This window comes from Prevotella sp. HJM029 (genome assembly GCF_000599605.1).
Lineage (GTDB): Bacteria > Bacteroidota > Bacteroidia > Bacteroidales > Bacteroidaceae > Prevotella.
This window is the reverse complement of the sequence record NZ_AZHT01000018.1, coordinates 20,236-41,492: the sequence shown is the minus strand read 5'-3', so window position 1 is coordinate 41,492 and position 21,257 is coordinate 20,236. Positions and strand designations below refer to the sequence as shown.

Below are 21,257 nucleotides of genomic sequence, written 5' to 3'. Positions count from 1 at the left end.
AATGACCCTGCAAACCGGCATTTCATACAGCTTCTTTTGTTTCATTTTGTTTGATTAATATAATGACTCATTTAGAGTTATTAATAATTTATACTTTTTCTTATTACACAAAAAGCATCTGCGAAGCGTGTTGAAAACGCCTTGCAGATGCCTAAGAATACAGATAGCTCACGTGCACCGCTACCGCCTTTGCACAAAGACTTAGACGGACAGAATGTGTGTGTGTGTGTTACACTTTTATTTGGTTTGGCCAAACAAAAGTGGTTAAAAGTCGCACAATGTTTATAACTGCGTTCCATTTTTCTACTACACATTTACTAATAAAGAGCTCGTTATCCGAGTAGAATTGGTGCAAATTTAATACTTTTTTATCTTATACGGCATAAACAGCAATAGTTTTTTTCTATTGTGTGTAGAGATTGAATCAAGAAAAACACCCAAAAGCATGGTATTTGCCTTGCTTTATGGGCGTTGTTATAAGGACGTTAGCGTTTTATAGCCGCTCAAGGATGTCGTTGCAGAGCGCAAACGACTTCATCATCATGCGTGGAACGTGAAATGGACCTTTGTAAAGGTTTCCTTTTGCAGGTTGTGCCACCGTACCATCGCGATGCAAGTAGCCATACCACTCGGGATAATCGGCATCGGGTAGGTGGGCGTAAGTCCATTCGCTGATTTGCTGATGGCGTTGCAAGTATTTCTCTTCGCCTGTGGCCAAATAGGCGTAGAGCGAGGCAATGATGGTTTCGCATTGCGGCCACCAAAACTTCATGTCTTGTGCATAGTCTTGTGAGGGTAGATTTTTGCAGTCGCGGAAGTTAATGATACCGCCAAACTCTTGATCCCATCCCCAGTCCCACGACCAATCGAAGATGGTGAGGGCGGTGTTTAAAAGTGGCTTGTCCCACTGGCGATGGCGCGCTTCTTCCATGAGGAACCAGCTGGTTTCGATGCAGTGTCCTGGATTAATCGTGCGTGTCATGTTGGTATCGATAAACTCTCCGTTGGGACCGACGCATTCTAAAAGCGCTTTAAACTCAGGGTGCATGAAATAGCGTTGCAGCTTGTCGATGGATTCGTTGATTTGCTTTTCCAATCGTTCGTCATTAGAAACTTGGCGCAAAATGCTACATACATTGATGAGAATCATCACGATGGAGTGGCCTTGTAACTGCACTGTGGGCTCAAATTTGGGTTGCAAGAAGCCAGGTGTGTTGAGAAAATGCAGCGTGTCTTCAAAAACTTCGAGCGCCCGTTGAGCATAATGTTGGTCGCCCGATGCAAGCGAATATTCGGCCATGGCAATGGCAGCGAAGGTCTCACTGAACACGTAACGACGCTTGCGCAGGGGAGTTCCGTCGGCTGTTACCGAGAAAAACATGTGGCGATCGGTATCGAAGCAATGCTTTTCAATGAATGCAAGAGTCGTTTTTGCAGCCTCAAGCCACTCGGGTTTGCGTTCGATGTGGTTGTAGGCATAGGCACAGACGTAGGCAAAACGCCCCTGAAACCACACCGATTTGGTGGTATCCATGAGCGAACCGTCGCGATTTACGCAGGTGTAGACGCCTCCGTTGACGCGGTCGAGCCCATGCTCCATCCAAAAGGGCATGATGTTTTCGGTGAGGTCGTGCTTGTAGCGGTCGGCCCATTGTTGCAAATAAGTTTTGGGATTGATATTCATCATCGTTGTATTTTAAAATTGATTACACTTGTTGAAAAAATCAATGGCATCGAGTTCGGCCTTCATACGCGCCTCTTCTTCGTCGGTCATATTTTGGAATGGCACGCGGTTGGGACCTAAATCAAAGCCCATGAGTTTCATGATGCGCTTGCCACCAACGATGTTTCCGCGATAGTGGCAGATCACATTAATCACCTCTTGTGCAAAATCCTGGTGTGCACGTGCAGCTTCTATATCGCCCTTTTTCCATGCATCAATGATGGCAACAAGTTCACGTCCATTGTAGTTGGTCGTTCCACCGATGCCTCCTTGTGCACCACCTTGTGCTAATGAGGGCAGAATAGTTTCGTCTTGTCCGTGGAGCATGTCGAACTTTCCGTTGGCATAAAGCCGACATTGGTTGTATTCGTAGAGGCTCTCGTAGGTGTATTTGATTCCAGCGAAATTGGGTATGCGCCCGTCTACAGCTTTCAACAGGTCGACCATCGGCAAAAAGGCGCCATTGAAAGCGGGAATGTGATAATAATAGAATGGTAGGTTGGGTGCAGCAGCGGCTATCTGTTCACAATATTTTACAAGCTCTTCAATGCGGCCAATGCGTGGAAAGGGGGGGGCCATGGCGCCAATTCCCCACGCACCAATCTCAGCAGCATGGCGTGCCAGTGCAATACTCTCGCGCAAACAGCAGCTACCCACATGTACAATCACCTTGAAACCTTCGGGAGCTTGCTTCACCCATTCTTCTGCTAAAGCCATTCTTTCGGTTGTCGTGAGCATATAACCCTCACCCGACGAACCATTGATAAACACGCCTTGCAAACCATTTTTCTTTAACATTGCCCCGTAAGCTGCAATGGGCTGAAGATTCACATCACCATTTTCATGAAAGGGAGTGAATGGAGCGTCAATCAATCCAATAATCTTTTCCATTTTATTTTTATTCTAAAATTCTATTTTCTCATTAATCCATATTGTCTGTCTGCGGCTTTAAAAACCACAATTGTGCTAAGAGTGCTAAGGCTACAATGCCACCTAAGAAGGCAAAGCCAGTGCCAAGCTGGTTGCCATCGGTCCATTTGCCAAGGACTTGTGTTACCGCAGCACCAGCAAACACACCCGTCATATTCATGATGCCATAGGCTGTAGCGCGTTGCTTTGCCGAGATAAACTGGCAGAGTATGGGCATATTATTGGCATCGAACATGCCGTAGCCCACACCAAAGAGTAGGCCTGCCCCCACAATAGCGGGCAGACTATGGCCAATCCCCAGCAATATCAATGCAGGAATGGTGAGTCCTAAGCCTATTGCACTGGTATAGATACGCCCTTTAAGGTTGCGCTTCACCCAGCGATCAGATAGAAAACCTCCCCAAATGACGCCTACAAACGATGAGATGGCAATGGTTATGGTGGAAATAGGCCCTGCTTCTTCCATGGGGATACCTAAGTTTTGGGCAAATAAAGTAGGCAACCAGTTCTTTGTAGCCCAGCCAGGAAGGCTTGGAACAGCAAAGAAGAAGAGGATAATCCAGAAAACCCAGTTGGATAAAACCACTCCAAATCCACTTAGTAAGCTACTTCTTTTTGATGTTTCTTGGGCGGTGTAATTTGCCCTTGTGTCGTGTGAAGGCTTTTCATGTAGCAGAATTGCTAATGCCAACGCATAAAGAATACCGACGAGTCCAAACCAATGGAATGCGGTCTTCCATGACAATATTGCTGCAACCACGGCTCCAAAGCCACCCACTGCTTGACCCATATAGATGCCCGTCATGTGGATTCCTATAGCTAAAGAACGACTTTTTCCCTCATGCCAATCGGCTAAGAGCGACAAAGCTGATGGAATATATAGTGCTTCGCTAATGCCCATGATGCCGCGCAGATAATATAACTGGTTAAAACTCGTGGCATAACCCATGGCCAATGTTACTGCAGACCATACAAACAGACTACCCACAACGAGCCATTTGCGGTTCACTTTGTCGGCCACCATGCCTGCAAAAGGCGACACAAGACCATAAACCCACAGGAAAACGGCCATCAAGGCGCCGAAAGCCTCGGCTTGATTGAGTTCGTGAATGTCGGCCTTCATCGACGTTTGCATGGTCGAAAGCATCTGTCGATCCATGTAATTTAGCAACGCTACCACCCACAGCAGCGCCACAACAACCCAAGGATAGTATTTTTTTTCGATGATTTTCATCATGATGTTAGTAGCTGAAAGTGAGACGATAGATATCAGGTGTGCGCACACCGGGTTTCAATTCGCCGCCGATGAGATAGACATCATGGCCATGTTTCGCCAAGGAAGCCCCTGCGCGCGCAGCAATCTGCTCTTTTCCTACAATGTGCCATTCTCCTTTTTGATATGCGCAAATATAGGGGTTGAAACGATACCATTCCACAGGATGTGTCATGTAGCCTGGTTGAGGATGATTCACGGCTTCAAGGAATATATCTTTATTTACACCACCCATAGCTACAAAGGTGTCTTCGGTGAGATTGATGGCTGCAGCACCCCCTAAATAAATCTCTTCTCCAGCATCATCTTTGGGAGGTAATAGCTCTTTTAATGGGTGTGCTAAGCTTTGACCAGCAATGTTGAGTGCTGTCAATTCTGTCTCGGTCTTGGGTGTGCAGCCGCCCCATTGGCAAAAGCTTCCATCGACAAAAGCACTGATGGGTTGTCCTAATTTCTTGGTTGTAAGAGGCTGGAGTGCGTGCCATCCTAATTCTATATGCTCTAAATCGAGTTCGAAGAGTTGTAAACCATTGCTCACAATAACGTGCTGATTATAGTGTGCTCCTGTGAAGTTGTCCATTTTAGTGGGCAGGGTAGGATAGTTCTCTATACAGGCTTTACCTTCTTTGATGGTGATGACAAAGGCTGTGGCAAAGCTTTCTTGTGTGTTGTTGCCACCAATGCACAACAACCCTTTTTCTAAAGGAATGCTCACACCATAGGCACAAGGAGCAGGAAGCTGTCCGATGCATCGCCAATGAAGTTCATTGTTATCGGTAATCTGTGCAGTATAGATGCCTTGATAAAAGCGTTTTTCACCACCTTCTGCAGCGGGTTTGTTAGGGAAGTTACAACCTCCTGCCATTAAAAGCGTATTGCCCACAGTGCCTGCAAAGCAGGCTGATACACCTTTCTCTATGCCAGGTTCGGCAGATGGGAACCCTATGATACGTTCAATGTGCGATAGTTGGATGGATTGTGCATGCACATCCTCCCCTGATAGGAAATCAATCATTGCGATATAAATAATTAGAATAACACGAATCGTTTTCATTGTGGAATTTTCATTTCAAACGTACTGCACGGAAGTTGTGCTCCGTTTACGAGATTAGCCCGTGTAAAAGGTTGCCAACCATAGCGAACCATCGTCGGCTCTGTTACTTCGTCACAACGCAGAATCACACTTTCACCTTCGATTTCGGCTGTCGCAGTATGGAAAACACCGTCATTTCCAGCTACTTCGAAACCTGTTAACCTACCATTTTTAGCTTGTAGGCCTATCCCATTTTTAAAATAAAGATAGGTCAAAGTACCTACTTTTCGTGCTTTGATGCAGGAAGGGCCTTCCGAAACAATATCGCGTCCATAAATGTTGTGCAGCGCTTGAAGTGTCAATCGCTCGCCAACGGGCTGCTTGTTGCGATAGTGCACATCTAACGAGTCGCCCACATCGCTTGTCACAACCATCCATGTTTGGCGTAGTTGCTTGGCTAAAATGTATTGTGAGTGGCGGAATTGAGGCCACGACGGACGATTTAAACTCGATAATTGTACCACAAGGAATGGCATTTTGGGTTGGTGGAAGAACCGCCTCCAGCTCTTTTCTAATAGCCTAAAGAGGCGTGCATGCAGTTCAATGTTATGGGCATTTGATTCGCCCTGATACCATACTACCCCCTTAATGGCATAGCCTTTCAGTGGCAGCATTCCCGCTTCAAACATGTAGCAAGGCTCATAGGGGTGGCGTTGAGTGGTGGTTTTCTCGGCAAGGGCAATGTTTTCGAGTGCGCGTTTGCGTGCCCATGGCTGTCCGAAATCGCCATGATACCAGTCATACAGGATAGAAGGGAACTGCCATTCCAAGGTATGACGATCAATCCACGACTCTGTTGTGGTGCCACCAACGGCATTACAAATGATGCCCACGGGCACTTTGAGGCTATCGGCCAAAGCCTTTCCAAAATGATAGGCCACAGCAGAGAAAGAAGCTACCGTTGCTTTATTGGCTACTTGCCAACCCTTCATGTCTAATAAAGCCAATCGATTTATGCTATCGAGCACAGCCTTTGGCCATTTTTCAGCGTTTGTAGGGAAACTGGTCGGCATATTGTAGAGGTGGAGTAGGGGTTGTTGGTCGGCATGAGCTAAGTCTTCGCTCGATGTTGTCGTTGCTCTTACAGGAAATTCCATATTGGATTGTCCAGAGCAGAGCCACACCTCTCCAATATATATAAGGTGTAAATCGCGCCGTTCTCCTTTTGTTCTGATTTGAGCTTCATAGGGTCCACCTGCTTCCATGGCAGGAAAGGTTACCTTCCAGTGTCCATCAGCAGCTGCGATACTAGTCTGTTGCAGTCCGTTAAAAGCCACTTTCACTTGTGTTCCAGCATTGGCTGTCCCTCGAAATACGATGGGTTGCTGGCGTTGCATCACCATTCCATCACCATAGAGAGGTGCAAGTTTCAATCCACCATAGTTTCCTGTGAGTGCAGCATAGATGGTTTTCGCCATGATGGTAGCACCTTCGGCATTGGGGTGGAGCGCATCGGCAAATAAATCAGGGCGTGAGTAGAGTGGTGTGTGCAAATCAATGAGCCCCGTTTGATTAGCTTCGGCAATGCGACGAATGTGTTTTTGAATGGCCGCATGCCAGTCGCGCGTGCCACTTTCAAAGCGAGGATGGGGATGAAAGATGGGCGTCAGCAGACAAATCCATATCTTTACTTTGGGATTGGCCTGACGAAAGCTATTGATGAGCTGTTGATAATCATAATCAAATTCGCTGTTATAGTTGGGCCAATTGCGTGGGTCTGTGTCGTTGAGCCCTAAATGGATAACCACAAAGTCAGGTTTAAATGCTAAGGCTTCCTGGTATTCTGGCTGCTGAATATAGGAGCGATGTCCCTTAGAGAGTAGTGTTGTGCCTGAATGCCCAAAATTTCTTACTTCGTAGTGTTTACCTAAAAGTTGTTGCAGCACGTAGGGGTAACAAAGGGTCTCACGATTGTCTAAGCCATAACCAAAGGTAACGCTGTTGCCAACACAAGCCACTCTAATAGGATTTTTTGCAGAGCCTAAGAGGGTGATGAGCAATAGGCCACATACCAATAAATATCTTTTTGTCTTTTGTTTCATTTGCCTTAGCTGCTTTTTGTTTAATAGATTTAGCGCTGAGTTTTGTAGCTACAAATATACAATAAATATGAAACATGCCCAAATATCTATTTGTTTTTTCTGTTTTTATGCTTGAAAAAAGGAGATTGGCAAGCCCAAAACGAGTATGGAACGTGAGAGATGGCATAGGGGGAAGCCTGTATCCTCCATAGGAGGCAGAAAACAGACTTTCAAGCAGGCTTTGGCCAGCATGGTTGCACAATGAAGTTCATGAAGCATTTCGTTATCATCTACTTAGGAAGGTATAGGAGTCCTGTGAAAATTCGATTCAGGATGTTAATGGTTTTGTAAGGAATGTGGGTGTTTCTGTGATGCAAATCGTCGAGAAGTGTAATTGCTTTTTTGAGCATGTATAAGGAAGTGCTACCCATATCTTACGAAAATGGTAAGAAGGGAACATACTTTTATATTGTGGGGTATCCTCAAATGCTCTGTATATGGCGTTGTTCGCAGAAGCTTTAGGCATTAAATGCGATAAAATCATCCTAAATCTGTGTGAGATGCAATGCTTTGCGCCAATATTTTTTACTACCTTTGTAGGCAAAACCAACCAAGAGAAATGAAAATTGGAATTATCGTTGCAATGGACAAAGAGTTCGCGCAACTGAAGAAGGTGTTTGGAAACGATTCCAACATCGTGCTACAAAAATGTGGCATTGGGAAGGTGAACGCCGCCATAGGTGCCACGATGATGATCGAAAAGCATCATCCCGATGTGATTATCTCTTCAGGATGTGCAGGGGGAGCAGACCCTTCACTCAACGTGGGTGACGTGGTTGTAGCCATGGAGACGACCTATCACGATGCCTATTGTGGTGACAATTGTGCTTATGGTCAGATTATGGGCATGCCAAAACGGTATATATTATCGGATAAACTCATTGCAATTGTGCAGCAATTTGGTAGTGATTGCCATGCAATAACGATGGGTTTAATGGTGAGTGGCGACTGGTTTGTTGATTCACGTGAAAAGATGCGTGAGATAATGCAGCATTTTCCCGAGGCCAAAGCTGTGGATATGGAGAGTTGTAGCATTGCGCAAGTGTGTTACACATTTGGTGTGCCCTTTGTGAGTTTCCGTATTATAAGCGATGTTCCTTTAAAAGACCATAAGGCAGAGATGTATTTTGATTTTTGGGAACGATTGGCTGATGGTAGCTTTGAGGTGACACATCGATTTGTGGAACGGTTACAACAAGTAGGCAATGTCTTGAAATAAATATAGAAAAGGAATAAAGAATGGAAAAGATACCGAGTTTCACAGTGAACCACGAACAATTACAACGTGGTGTGTATGTGAGTAGGAAAGACCATGTGGGTGGCGAGATTGTGACAACATTTGATGTGCGCATGAAATTGCCTAATCGTGAACCCGCATTACATAATGGTGCCATTCACACCATAGAGCATCTTGCAGCGACTTTCATTCGCAACGATGCTGAATGGAAAGAACGTATTGTTTATTGGGGGCCTATGGGTTGCTTGACGGGGAATTATCTCATTGTGCAGGGCGACTTAGAAAGCAAAGATGTGCTGGACTTGTTGCGGCGCACCTTCGATTTCATCGCTCATTATGAAGGAGAGGTACCTGGTGCTTCAGCAATGGATTGTGGAAACTACCTATTGCAAGATTTGCCGATGGCACGTTATGAAGCAGAAAAGTTTTTGAAAGAGGTGCTCCTATCCATCACCGAAGCGCAAATGCACTATCCACCTAAAGCAGAATAGATGCCATTTATCGGTTTTTTATCTTTTTAAAAAAGAAAAACGTGCATATTGCAATAGCTGGAAATATAGGGAGTGGCAAGACGACGCTCACGGAATGTTTAGCGCATCATTATGGATGGATTCCTAAATATGAGGCTGTGGACTATAATCCTTATTTGGAAGACTATTATAAGGATATTCCAAGGTGGTCGTTTAATATGGAAGTGTTCTTTCTGAAAGAGCGCTTTAAAGATTTGCTGACGTTAGCGAAAAGCAGCGGAAAAGAAACCTTTGTGCAGGATCGTAGTATCTATGAAGGGGTGTATGTGTTTACAGAGAACAACTATCAGATGGGCAATCTCAGTGCACGAGACTTCCATACGTATATGGAGCTTTTCGAATCGATGACGCATATATTGCATTACCCCGATTTGATGATTTACCTTCGGTCGAGTGTTTCAAATTTAGTAAAAAACATTCAGAAGCGCGGACGCGACTATGAACAGCAGATGCCTTTGGAATATTTGGAGCGCTTAAACCAGCTTTACGAGGAGTTTGTGTTTCAAAAGTATCAGGGAAAAGTGATGGTTGTGGAAGTTGATACACTCGATTTTCTACGAAATAAAAAAGATTTTTCGGGTATTATCGATCAAATCGATGCCCATTTGTTTGGATTATTCTAACCTATTAATATTGAATTATGCATATAGCAATTGCTGGAAATATTGGAAGTGGTAAAACAACACTCACGCGAATGTTGGCCAAACGGTTTCATTGGATACCGCGTTTTGAGCCTGTAGATAACAATCCTTATCTCGATGACTTCTATGCAGACATGCCACGATGGTCGTTTAATTTGCAAGTTTATTTCTTGAATAAGCGTTTTAAAGAGGTGGTTGAGATTGCAAAAAGTAAAGATACCATTATTCAAGATCGAACAATTTTTGAAGATGCACGCATCTTTGCACCTAACTTGCACGAGATGGGGATGATGAGTGATCGAGATTTTGCAAACTATTCTGACCTCTTTGACCTGATGATTTCATTGGTAGCCTTGCCCGATTTGATGATTTACATTCGTTCGAGCATACCCACTTTGGTGAAACATATTGGAAAAAGGGGACGGAGCTTTGAAAAAAGTATTCGTATCGATTATCTCACTGGGCTTAATAATCGCTATGAAGACTGGATTAAAGGCTATAAAGGACACCTTATTATCATTGATGGTGATAACATAGATTTCGAAAATAATGCACAAGATTTTCAGAAGGTTACCGACCAGATTGATGCTGAGCTGTATGGATTGTTCCCTTTGAAATAGAAAAAACAGCAATCAAACCAAACATTTTTAAAAAAAATATAGTACCACTTTAACCTTTTCTCGTATTGCTGGTGTAATCTTTTGAAAAAAGAACTTTTAATACATCAAAAAGCAAAGTACATGAAACATCTATTATTAGGATTAATGTTGCTGTTCACACTTGGTGCCAACGCCATCAAAGTGACGCATGGTCCATGGATATGTGATATGGATAGCACAAGTGCAACCATTGTTTGGGTGACCGATAAGCCTGGCCTTTCGTGGGTAGAGGTGGCTCCCGAAGGCCCCGATCACTTCTATGGACAGGCGCGACCTCGCTATTATGACGTGTTGGCGGGGCGCAGAGTGATTACGGATAGTGTGCATCGCGTGCACGTGACAGGCTTAAAACCCGATGCGAAGTATCGCTATCGTGTGTTCACACAAGAGATTGTTGAGTGGCATTACGACGATTTGGTGAGCTTGGGTAAGACTGCTTGTACCGATGTTTGGCGTGGTAAGCCCTACACCTTTACGACTTTTCCTGCCCAACCGCGCGACCTTACCTTCTTGGTATTGAATGATATTCACGAGCGACCGCAGTTTATGAAAGAATTATGCAAAGATGTTGACTTTCATAAGATTGATTTTGTGTTGCTCAATGGCGATATGTCTCACCGCATACGCGACCAGAAACACATGATGGATGCCTACTTAGACACCTGTGTTAGTATGTTTGCCACGCATACCCCGTTGTTCTTTAATCGTGGAAACCATGAGCTACGCGACCGATTCGCCGATAACCTTTATCATTATTTTCCCACAAACAATGGCCATTATTATCGCGTACAGCACGTAGCAGGAATCGATTTCTTGTTTATTGACTCAGGAGAAGATAAGCCCGATGAGAGTATTGAATATAGTGGTATGGTGGATTATGACCATTATCGCGAAGAGCAAGCTCACTGGTTGCGTAGCCTTCGTGAAGAAAAAAAGGTGGGACGTTATCCTTTAGTGGTATTCTCACACATGCCGCCGACATTGAAAAACTGGCATGGTTGCTATCACATGCAGAAAACAATCACTCCAGAGCTCAACAAAATGAATGTTTCTGTGATGCTTTCTGGTCATCTACACGCGTTTGCCTATCAAGAACCGAATGAGGTAATCAACTTCCCTAATTTGGTGAACAGCAATAATACGTACCTGCTTTGTCATATCTCGAAAGGCAAGTTGGAGGTCGATTACGTTGGATTGACAGCGAAAGAGAAAAAGCATTTTACGTTTCCACTAAAATAATCGTGAGACAGGCGGTTGCAGTAGCCACCGAATAACCATAGGTTGCTGGCCGCCATCCAACGCATTTGCAAGCATTATCCACTACAAACAATTTTATCCTGGGTTTTAATGAATGACACTCCTGATGGCTACATCGCACGATTGAAGGAAGGCTCTTACGAGGTTTTCTCCGATTTGTATGCACATTATTCTAATAGGCTCTATGGCTTTGCCATGGCACAAACTAAAAATAATGCTCTTGCTGAGGATATTGTGCAGGAGGCATTCTTGAAATTGTGGAACACACGCCAACAGTTGGATTGCTATGGTAACGTACATGCTTTGTTATTCACCATCGCGCGAAACTTGATTATCGATGGTTTTAGAAAGCGAATTGCGCAGATTGATTTCGAAGAGTATCGGCAAGCCTGTCATAAAATGTCGCCCATCCCTACGCCCGAAGAGCAGGTGAATTATCATGAAGTGGTAGAACAGGTGGAACAAACGAAAAGACACTTGTCAAAACGAGCATGCCAGATCTATGAAATGAGCCGCGAAAAGAATATGACCATACAAGAGATTGCCGACTCCTTGAATTTATCTTCGCAGACGGTTAAAAACTATCTTACATCAACCTTGAAGGTTTTCAGACGCGAGTTGAAGCAGCGTTAGACCCCCTGCTGAGGCCTCGTTTGCCAAAACCGAGTTCTCAAAGGGCGATTATTCCTCCAATCATGATTAAAAGATCATCGTTAATAAACGTTATATAAAGGTATCACGTGAGCGTCTTTGCGTATCCTTATTAGAAGTAACCCTTTATGGAAAAGCGAATAGAAGAATTGTATCAGCAATATTTATCGGGGCAATTGTCGCAATCTGACTTCGAACAATTGCAACGAAAGGTGGCGCAAACCTCCGATGAAGACTTATGGAATTTGATGTGTGGTGAGTTCTCCTCCTCTGCTTCTTCGGCTAAAATGGAGGATGCCTCACAACAAAGAATACTGCAACAACTTCAGCAACAGATACGCCGTTCGCAGCGTTGGCAGCTTGTTCGTAGGCTTTTGCGCCGTGCCTCGGTGGTGATTTTACTGGTTTCTGTGTTGAGTGGCAGCATTTGGTGGTTGCGTTCGCAGCATACAAAAACACCTATCTATACCTATGTCAGTGTGAAAGCCGGCAGCAAAAGCACGATCACACTGCCCGATGGCACCCATGTGAGTCTCAATGGCAATAGTCAATTACGGTATCATGTGGTTCCAGAGGAGCAGCGTGAAGTGGAGCTTTTGCGAGGTGAAGCCTATTTTGATGTGACCAAGGATGCCAATTGTCCTTTCCATGTGCGTGTAAACGATATGCAGATTGAAGTGTTGGGCACACGATTTAATGTGCGTTGTCATGAAGGAGTGGTTGAAACAGCACTCTTCTCGGGAGCAGTTCAGCTCTCTGCTGCAGGTCTTTCGCAGGTCTATCAGCTGGTGCCTGGTCGAAAGTCAGTCTACTCCGTAGTCAACCATCAAATGAATATTTGTGATAATGATAGCACTACGGACGCACGTTGGAAAGATGGTTATCTGGCGTTTAGTAGCCAACCGCTGAGCGAAGTGCTGCAAGAAATAGAAAATTGGTATGGTGTAACGATAGAATTGCGCAATCAAAAATTAGCAGATGATTTGCTCACGGGGGCTTTCTATCACGAGACCTTGGAGAGCGTACTCTATTCGTTGAGTTTGCAATATAAATTTAAGTATCAGATCAAGCATAATCATATCCTCATAGAATAATCAAATCTACAAACCTATATCATAATGACAAGCAAACAGAGAAATAAATGGAAAGACGTACGGCGCATCTTACTTATCCTGGCGCTGTTGTTGCTTCCTGTCACGTTGTGGGCGCAGCGTGGCCGTGTAAGCCTTAATCTTCAGAACGAAGAAGTGAGCCTGTTTATTCAACAGGTGGAGAAACAAACGCGCTATACGTTTGTTTACCGTAACAATGTTCTTCAACCGCAAACGAAAGTTACTTTGGTATGTAAAGATTTGCCGTTGGAGAAAGCTCTCTCGCAAGTGTTCGCTCCTTTAGGGATTCAGTATTCTTTTAACAATAGTACCATTGTATTGATAAAGGAAAAAGCTGATAAAAACGAGCGAAAGACAACTAAACCTTCCAGCGAACGCACGCAAATGGCAGCAGGAACGAGCAAGCTTTCGGGTATTGTGCATGATGCAAATGGCGACCCAATCATTGGGGCAAGTGTTTTGTTGAAGGGGACAAAGGTGGGCACTATTACGAATGCTGATGGCGAATTTGCATTGGATGTGCCAGCAGATGGCATACTCCTGATTTCGTATATCGGCTTTGCCACTCGTGAAGTAGCCATCAAAAAACACGCCAAATTAAAAATTACATTGGATGAAGACGAAGCACACAACCTCAATGAAGTGGTAGTTGTGGGCTATGGAACACAGAAAAAAGCCTCGGTAACGGGTGCTATCGCTTCTGTCACCACAAAAGATTTGGTGCAGACACCACAGGCGAACATCAGCAATATGTTGGTTGGTAAGATGCCAGGCTTGATTGCTATGCAGCGAAGTGGTGCGCCAGGTGAAGACCAATCCACATTGTTGATTCGCGGTGTGAGCACGTTTTCCGACAATACAGCACCTTTAGTGATGATTGATGGCGTAGAACGTCCTAACTATAATGGTCTTGATCCGAATGAAATTGAGTCGGTAAGCATTCTTAAAGATGCCTCGGCAACGGCCATCTATGGTGTGCGAGGTGCCAATGGTGTGATATTAATTACCACACGAAAAGGTCAACAGGGTAAGCCACGTTTGAGCTATTCGGGGAATATTGCAATCCAATCTCCTACGGCATTGCCACATTATTTAAATAGTGCGCAGTATTGTGAAATGTACAATGAGGCGCTTAAGAACGACGCTTATACAAAGGGAACGACGTATGTTCCACGCTTTACGGAGGAAGATATTGAGCGCTATCGCGATGGAACCGATCCCATTATGCATCCCAATACGGATTGGGTGGGTAAATTTTTGCGTAACACTTCAATGCGCACACAACACAACTTTCATATCTCAGGTGGCACCAATCGGGTGAAATATTTTATCTCTGCGGGCTTCTTTAAACAGAATGGTATGTATAAATACACGAAGATTGATCGTGATCATGATGTGAATGCTTCGGATGCACGTTATAATTTCCGTTCCAATCTTGACTTTAATGTCACGCAAGATTTTAAAGCTATCGTGCAATTGGCAACACAGATTAACAATATTCGTACACCAGGTCTCGGCAATAGTGAGCTTTGGAAAGAAATCTCTTGGGCCACACCCTTGGGAACTCCAGGTATGGTTGATGGCAAACTGGTGCGTCTTGAAAACGCTATCGATGATGAAAATCCTTGGCAAGCCCTGTTGAATAATGGTTATAAAGACACCTATGCGAACACCATCAATACGACATTGCGTTTTGAATACGATTTGTCCAGAGTGTTGTTAAAAGGTTTGTCGGTTCATGCCAGTACCTCTTATGATAGCTATTATTATAGTAGACGGCTCTCAGTGAAGACCATGCAGACGTTTGTTCCTAAGCGGGATCCCAACGATCAAACGCAAATTATTCTCATTCCACAGAATGAAGCGAGCACATGGGGTGGCGAATTTGAATATGGTAAGAATAGGAAAGTGTATTTTGAAGCAGGACTTCATTACAACGCCACATTCGGAAAGCATCAGGCAACTGGACTCTTGCTCTATAACCAAAGTAAGTATTATGCACCTTCTTTAAAGTTCCATGTCCCTAATGCCTATCAAGGTATTGTCGGACGTATAACCTATGGTTATGCTAACCGTTATTTAGTGGAGTTTAATATGGGGTATAATGGTACAGAAAATTTTGCTGCTGGACGCCGGTTTGGCTTCTTTCCTGCCGTCTCAGCAGGCTGGGTTATGAGCGAAGAACCTTTCTTTCCTAAAAACAACTGGCTTGTTTATCTGAAACTAAGAGCCACTTATGGTGAGGTAGGTAATGATAAAATTGGTGGAGATCGTTTCTTATATCTACCTTCAGTTTATGGAAATACGAGTGGAAATCTATCGGGTTACAACTTTGGGTCATCGGCAAATCCTGTTTATTCGCAAATGATTGAGGAAAAACGCTTAGGAAATCCGTTGCTGACCTGGGAGAAAGCACATAAGTTAAATATAGGTGTCGACATGAATTTCCTGAAGAATCATCTCACGATGACGTTTGACTACTTTAAAGAACGACGTAACAATATCCTTTCTAACCGCAATAGTGCGCCCATGTTAATTGGTGCTTCACTACCAGCTTACAATATGGGTGAGATGGAAAATAGTGGTTTTGAGCTGGATATAAATTATCGAAATAGCATCCGTGACTTTAATTATTGGGGACGGTTCAACTATTCTTTTGCACGCAATAAAATTCTTTTCCAAGATGAAGTGCCCGAGAAGTATGCTTATCAAATGCGCACAGGTCGGCGTGTGGGACAGTTCTATGGTCTTCTTTTCGATGGTTTCTACAATACATGGGAAGAGATTAATGCGCTTGATAGGCCTGTAAGCAGCTGGAATGGCAACCGCTTGCAGCCTGGAGATATGCGTTATGTTGATGTCAATAAAGATGGAAAAATTGATATGTACGACATGGTGCCCATCGGATATTCGTCTACTCCTGAGATTATATATGGTTTTTCTGTGGGTTGCAGCTGGCGTGGTTTTGACTGTTCTGCACTCTTTCAAGGAACATCCCATGTTTCAATCAAGTATTTTGGCCGTGCATTATGGCCTTTTATCAACGCACATAATAGTGCAAAAACATTAATTTTGGAACGTTGGACGCAGGAGCGTTATGAGCAAGGAGCCACCATAAGCTTCCCTCGTTTATCAATGAGTCCAACGCGAGATACAGATAACAACTATCAAGACTCTAATTTCTGGATTCGCAATGCCAACTATTTACGGTTGAAAAATGTGGAGATTGGCTACACCTTTCGTAAGCATCAACTCAAAACGTTGGGGTTAGAAAGCTTGCGACTCTATGTCAGTGGTACCAATTTGTTTACTTGGACAGATGTTATCGACTTAGACCCTGAGGCCCCATCTAAAGGAGGTGCAGTAGAAATCAATACTTATCCGCTGCAAAAGATCTATAATGTTGGCTTAAATATTCAATTCTAAAACCTTTCGTATGAAAAAGAAGTTTATATCTATAGCATCGATACTCGCGACTGTTTTCCTGACAGCTTGTTCCGATTTCTTAGAGACTCCACCCTCTGTAGACTATGGAGAGGATGAAGTTTTTGCTACGCGTGTAGGTGTAGAGAAGCTCTTAACGACACTTTATGCCGAAGGAATGCCCTATGGATTTTGTATGAGTAGCAGTAACACGGATCGGCGGTTGTTATCGTCATCCACGCTGGCTTCTGCCTGTGATGAGGGCGAAGATGTGGCTACTTGGGCTATGGGAAATGCCGCATGGAATGCAGGAAATCACACCAACAGTAATTTTACATGGGATGAAGACTGCCGTTTTTATTTGCGAAACCACACGATGCGAGTGGCAAACCTCATTTTAAAGCGTATCCATGAAGTACCTTTCGATGAAGGAGACCCCGATTTTAATCGGCGCACTACAGGTGAAGCCTACTTCATGAGAGCCATGTTGTTGTGGGAAGGTGTCTATCGTTATGGTGGAATGCCTATTGTAAGAGAGGTCATCGACCCAACAGATTTCTCACAACGGGCACGCAATTCCTTTGCAGATTGTATCGATTCGATTCTCATTGACTGTGATCGTGCCACAGAATATCTGCCCGATTACTATACCGACAATGCTAAACTGGGGCGCGCTACGCGCATAGCTGCTTTGGCTTTAAAGAGCAGAGTATTGCTTTATGCTGCAAGCCCTTTGTTCAATACGAACACACCTTATATGGCTTTTCCTGGGCATGAAGAGCTCATTGGCTATGGAAACTATGATAGGGAGCGTTGGAAAAAGGCTGCCGATGCAACCAAAATTGCAATCGATGCGGCCATAGCCTCTGGCCATTACCATCTGTATAACACCGGAAACCCCGATAAAGACTATGAAGATGTGTGGACCATTCCCGATAATGAAGAAATCATTTTGGGGAATATGAAATATCGTAATTTCAAGACAACCAGTCGGCCTTTGGTGGCAAACCTACCCACATGGGCCATGAATAAGTCATGGGGTGATGCGGGATTATATGTGCCCTTTAATTTCGTTTTGCACTATGAGAGGCGTGCAGATGGGCAGCCTGCTGATTGGAATATGGATGGAGGTGACAACCTTATTGATATTTATAACAGTCTTGATCCGCGTTTTAAGCAGACCATTGCCTATCATAGTAGTAGTTGGAATGATGAGATCCCGTTTATCAACTTCCTTGAAGGTGGTGCTGAACATTCGAAAATGGATCGTACTGCACACTTACTTCATAAGTGGGTGCCCCGTATATTACACGTCAATGGTAGCAATACGGCCAATGTTCAGTGGCCTGTTTTCCGACTGGCTGAGCTCTATTTAAACTATGCCGAGGCACTGAATGAGTATGAAAGTGCACCGCCACAAGCAGCTTATGATGCGGTCAATGCCATCCGTTCACGTGCAGGAATGCCTGATTTCCCTGCAAATATGACACGAGAAGCTTTCCGAACGAAGCTCCGTAACGAGCGTGCTGTGGAGTTAGCTTTCGAAGATCATCGCTTTTGGGATATTCGAAGATGGCGTATAGCAGGTGAAGAAGGCGTCATGAAAGGGCAATTTTATGGTTTAAGAATTCATTCAATAGATGGGAATAAAACACATATTCATTATCAACCCTACGTTTTTGAACATCGTTTTTGGAATGATAACTGCTATTTATATGCCATTGACCAGAAAGAAGTCAACAAAGGTTATCTCATTCAAAATCCTGGATGGTAGTTAAAAACAAACCTTAATGTAAAATAATAGGACAATGAAATTGAAATATTTTATCATCAGCTGTGTACTTATGCAGTGCTGTTCTCCTGTTAGTGCACAAGATATTGTCGATACAACGATGACACCTATAGCTTATGGAGCACAGCCTTCATGGGCACAATCAGCAGCAATCTCCACAGTAAAAGGTGAACGCCTTATGGAAATTACCTCGCCAACGGTGGGCAATGCCTTAAAAGGAATGCTGCCAGGGCTATCACTTCTTCAGAAATCGGGTGAGCCAGGTTACGACTTTTACATGGAGAATATGTTCACACGTGGTGTAAGTTCGTTCAATAGTAAGCAAGAAATGCTTGTCTTTATCGATGGTTTTGAAGCTCCTTTAGACAATCTTTCTACCGAAGAAATCGAGTCGGTTTCTTTGCTAAAGGATGCGGCAGCATTGGCAATCTATGGTTCAAGGGGTGCCAATGGCGTGTTGTTGATTACGACAAAGAAGGGCTTCCGCTCTGCACCAAAGATTGGATTCCGCATGCAAACGGGCATTCAAATGCCAACAGTGATGAACACTCCGATGGATGCTTACCACTATGCGAGTCTTTATAATCAAGCACTTGCCAACGACGGGAAAGCTCCTATCTACACAGATGATATGCTCGCGGCCTATCAATCGGGTAGCAATGCCTACCTTTTTCCCAATGTAAATTGGAAAACGCAGGTTTATAAAACGACGACACCACTAACCATGGGCGAACTATCTTTCCGTGGAGGAGGTAGCGGATTGAATTATTATGTCATGGCAGGGCTATTGCAAAACGATGGTATTTATCGTGGAACAGACTCCAAACGACGTGAAAATGCCAATGTCGATTATGCACGTTATAACTTCAGAGCCAACTTAGACGTAGACATCACCCGCTATTTCCGTGCATCACTCTATTCAGGAGTGAGCCTCGCCGAGAAGACAATGCCTGGTGGAGGCGGTGCGGATTCCTACTTAAATGCCATCTGGAGCACACCTCCGAATGCTTTCCCTGTCTACAATCCGAATGGAAGTATTGGCGGGACATCACTCTATACCAACCCTGTAGCCAATCTTTTGTATCGTGGGTTGAATAAAGAGAACTCTCGTTCACTGCAAGTCATCTTCGGTTTACAGTATGACTTTAATGCTTTTGTGCGTGGACTGAGTGCCAAAGTGATGTTTGGTTATCATAATTTTATGGCTGAAACGTCGCCCAAAACACGCGATTATGCACGCTATTCACTCCAGCAAACGGGGGTCGATGCACAAAATAATCCGATTTATAGTTACACGCAATATGGGTCTGAGGCTGCGTTAACCGCATCTGAAGGATTTCGAACCAGTCAGTCACGTATCGGTCTACAAGCGCAGATTGATTATCAACGACGTCTCGGTAAGCATGGCATCCATGCAATGTTGCTGATGCTTAATGATCGTTATCAAGTCTATAATGTGCGCGATGACGAGCGTTATGTAAACTTTGCAGGCCGTTTAACCTATGACCTTAACCAACGTTATATCGCCGAGTTGGTGGCTTCTTATATGGGTACCGATAATTATGCTCGCGGGCATCGCTTTGGTATTTTCCCAGCATTCTCTGCAGCATGGGTAGCCAGTCAGGAGTCTTTCTTCAAGGCAATGTCGTGGATTGATTTCTTAAAAGTTCGTGCATCCTATGGCCTTACCGGTAACAATCAAACGTCAGCACGTTATATTTACGATGAGGCTTATGCCAGCAAGGGAAGTTATCTCTTTGGTATAGGAAGCTCACAGTCTTCAGGTTTCACGGAAAAGACTTTGGCTAATCCTGCCGTTTCGTGGGAGAAAAAACGCGTTGTCAATATCGGTTTCGATGCAGTCGTATTGAGAAATCTGTCGTTCAACTTCGACCTCTTCCATGAAACCCAATCAGATATTCTCACACTTCCTTATGCACAGGTACTCGGTATCGTAGGAGCTTCCTATGGTGGAATCCTTCCTTTGATGAATGTGGGTAAAGTAACCAATCATGGTTTTGAGTTCAAAGCACGTTATCAGGGGACGATTCGCGACAGAATCTCTTACTTTGCAGAGGCCGGAACATGGTATGCAATGAGCCGAGTTGATGAGCAAGGGGAAGATATAAAAGCCGAGAGCTATCTCTATAGAAAAGGAAATCCCGTGTGGAAACCTATTGTTTTAGAGGCCGAAGGCTTCTATACGGCCGACGATTTTGATGGTAGTGGCAGACTAAAAGCCAATCTTCCTCAGCCTCAATTCGGACATGTTGCTCCCGGAGATATTCGCTACAAAGATTACAATGGCGACCAGATTGTCGATGGAAATGATGCACATCCTGTGGGCAACGCTACTGTTCCTGCGTGGAACTACATGTTTAGTGGCGGTATCAAATACAAAGGTTTCGATATCAATGTGCTGTTCCAGGGGGTTGCTCAACGCGATATTTATTTGCGGGGCCCCAACGTTTACTCCTTCCAAAATAATGGATCAGCTTCAAATTTAGCTTTCGATAGTTGGACACCAACCCACACCGACGCTACTTATCCGCGTTTGTCAACGGTTGATTTCAGCAACAATTATCGCACATCCACCTTTTGGCGTCGTAATGGAAGCTACTTAAGGTTGCGCAATATTCAGCTCGGTTATGAGCTGTCTGCAGCAGTTTCGCGAGCCCTACGTTTGAATAGCGTTTATTGTTATGTCAACGCTACCAATTTATTCACGCTCGATCATCTTGGAAAATTGGGTGATGCCGAGCAAGACTATCTCTTAAGTTATCCCCTCATGCGCACGGTTAGTGTCGGTTTGAAACTTGCATTTTAAGTAATATTCTATTTAAAAATATCCCTCT

15 protein-coding genes are annotated in these 21,257 nt (G+C 44.1%); 10 read left to right on the top strand and 5 right to left on the bottom strand.

Annotated features, from left to right (window positions below):
• Positions 1–493 precede the first annotated feature (493 nt).
• The 5 genes from X919_RS0101795 to X919_RS0101775 are packed head-to-tail and all read right to left on the bottom strand — an operon-like array spanning position 494 to position 7,061.
• Positions 494–1,678: an AGE family epimerase/isomerase gene (locus tag X919_RS0101795; RefSeq protein WP_028898779.1), complete on the bottom strand. Its 1,185-nt coding sequence runs from the start codon at positions 1,676–1,678 to the stop codon at positions 494–496.
• A gap of 18 nt (positions 1,679–1,696) precedes the next feature.
• Complete coding sequence (locus X919_RS0101790; protein ID WP_028898778.1) at positions 1,697–2,614, bottom strand: dihydrodipicolinate synthase family protein; 918 nt, start codon at positions 2,612–2,614, stop codon at positions 1,697–1,699.
• Between the two features lie 31 nt (positions 2,615–2,645).
• Positions 2,646–3,887 (bottom strand): MFS transporter, encoded by a 1,242-nt coding sequence (locus X919_RS0101785; protein ID WP_028898777.1) that lies wholly within the window; start codon positions 3,885–3,887, stop codon positions 2,646–2,648.
• A gap of 7 nt (positions 3,888–3,894) precedes the next feature.
• Positions 3,895–4,980: a mutarotase gene (locus X919_RS0101780; RefSeq protein ID WP_028898776.1), complete on the bottom strand. Its 1,086-nt coding sequence runs from the start codon at positions 4,978–4,980 to the stop codon at positions 3,895–3,897.
• Entirely contained in the window at positions 4,977–7,061 is a 2,085-nt protein-coding gene (locus tag X919_RS0101775; RefSeq protein WP_028898775.1) for a GDSL-type esterase/lipase family protein, read from the bottom strand. The genes X919_RS0101780 and X919_RS0101775 overlap by 4 nt, the downstream gene beginning before the upstream one ends.
• A gap of 598 nt (positions 7,062–7,659) precedes the next feature.
• Between X919_RS0101775 and mtnN the strand changes: the two genes are divergently transcribed.
• The 10 genes from mtnN to X919_RS0101720 all read left to right on the top strand — a co-directional run bounded on the left by mtnN (position 7,660) and on the right by X919_RS0101720 (position 21,229).
• A complete protein-coding gene (gene mtnN, locus X919_RS0101765; RefSeq protein ID WP_028898774.1) occupies positions 7,660–8,319 on the top strand; it encodes a 5'-methylthioadenosine/S-adenosylhomocysteine nucleosidase in 660 nt (219 codons plus the stop codon).
• Between the two features lie 20 nt (positions 8,320–8,339).
• A complete protein-coding gene (locus X919_RS0101760) occupies positions 8,340–8,828 on the top strand; it encodes an S-ribosylhomocysteine lyase (RefSeq protein ID WP_028898773.1) in 489 nt (162 codons plus the stop codon).
• A gap of 41 nt (positions 8,829–8,869) precedes the next feature.
• Complete coding sequence (locus tag X919_RS0101755; protein ID WP_028898772.1) at positions 8,870–9,490, top strand: deoxynucleoside kinase; 621 nt, start codon at positions 8,870–8,872, stop codon at positions 9,488–9,490.
• 17 nt (positions 9,491–9,507) lie between these two features.
• Positions 9,508–10,128, top strand: a complete 621-nt coding sequence (locus tag X919_RS0101750; RefSeq protein WP_028898771.1) for a deoxynucleoside kinase — start codon at positions 9,508–9,510, stop codon at positions 10,126–10,128.
• A 120-nt stretch (positions 10,129–10,248) separates the two neighbouring features.
• Positions 10,249–11,406: a purple acid phosphatase family protein gene (locus tag X919_RS0101745; protein WP_028898770.1), complete on the top strand. Its 1,158-nt coding sequence runs from the start codon at positions 10,249–10,251 to the stop codon at positions 11,404–11,406.
• Between the two features lie 108 nt (positions 11,407–11,514).
• A complete protein-coding gene (locus tag X919_RS0101740; RefSeq protein WP_028898769.1) occupies positions 11,515–12,057 on the top strand; it encodes an RNA polymerase sigma factor in 543 nt (180 codons plus the stop codon).
• A gap of 146 nt (positions 12,058–12,203) precedes the next feature.
• Positions 12,204–13,169 (top strand): FecR family protein, encoded by a 966-nt coding sequence (locus tag X919_RS0101735; protein WP_028898768.1) that lies wholly within the window; start codon positions 12,204–12,206, stop codon positions 13,167–13,169.
• Between the two features lie 24 nt (positions 13,170–13,193).
• Entirely contained in the window at positions 13,194–16,613 is a 3,420-nt protein-coding gene (locus X919_RS0101730) for a TonB-dependent receptor (protein WP_028898767.1), read from the top strand.
• Positions 16,614–16,623: 10 nt separating this feature from the next.
• Complete coding sequence (locus X919_RS0101725; RefSeq protein WP_028898766.1) at positions 16,624–18,384, top strand: RagB/SusD family nutrient uptake outer membrane protein; 1,761 nt, start codon at positions 16,624–16,626, stop codon at positions 18,382–18,384.
• A 34-nt stretch (positions 18,385–18,418) separates the two neighbouring features.
• Positions 18,419–21,229, top strand: coding sequence for a SusC/RagA family TonB-linked outer membrane protein (locus tag X919_RS0101720; RefSeq protein WP_028898765.1), 2,811 nt, complete (start codon positions 18,419–18,421; stop codon positions 21,227–21,229).
• The last annotated feature ends 28 nt before the right edge of the window (positions 21,230–21,257 follow it).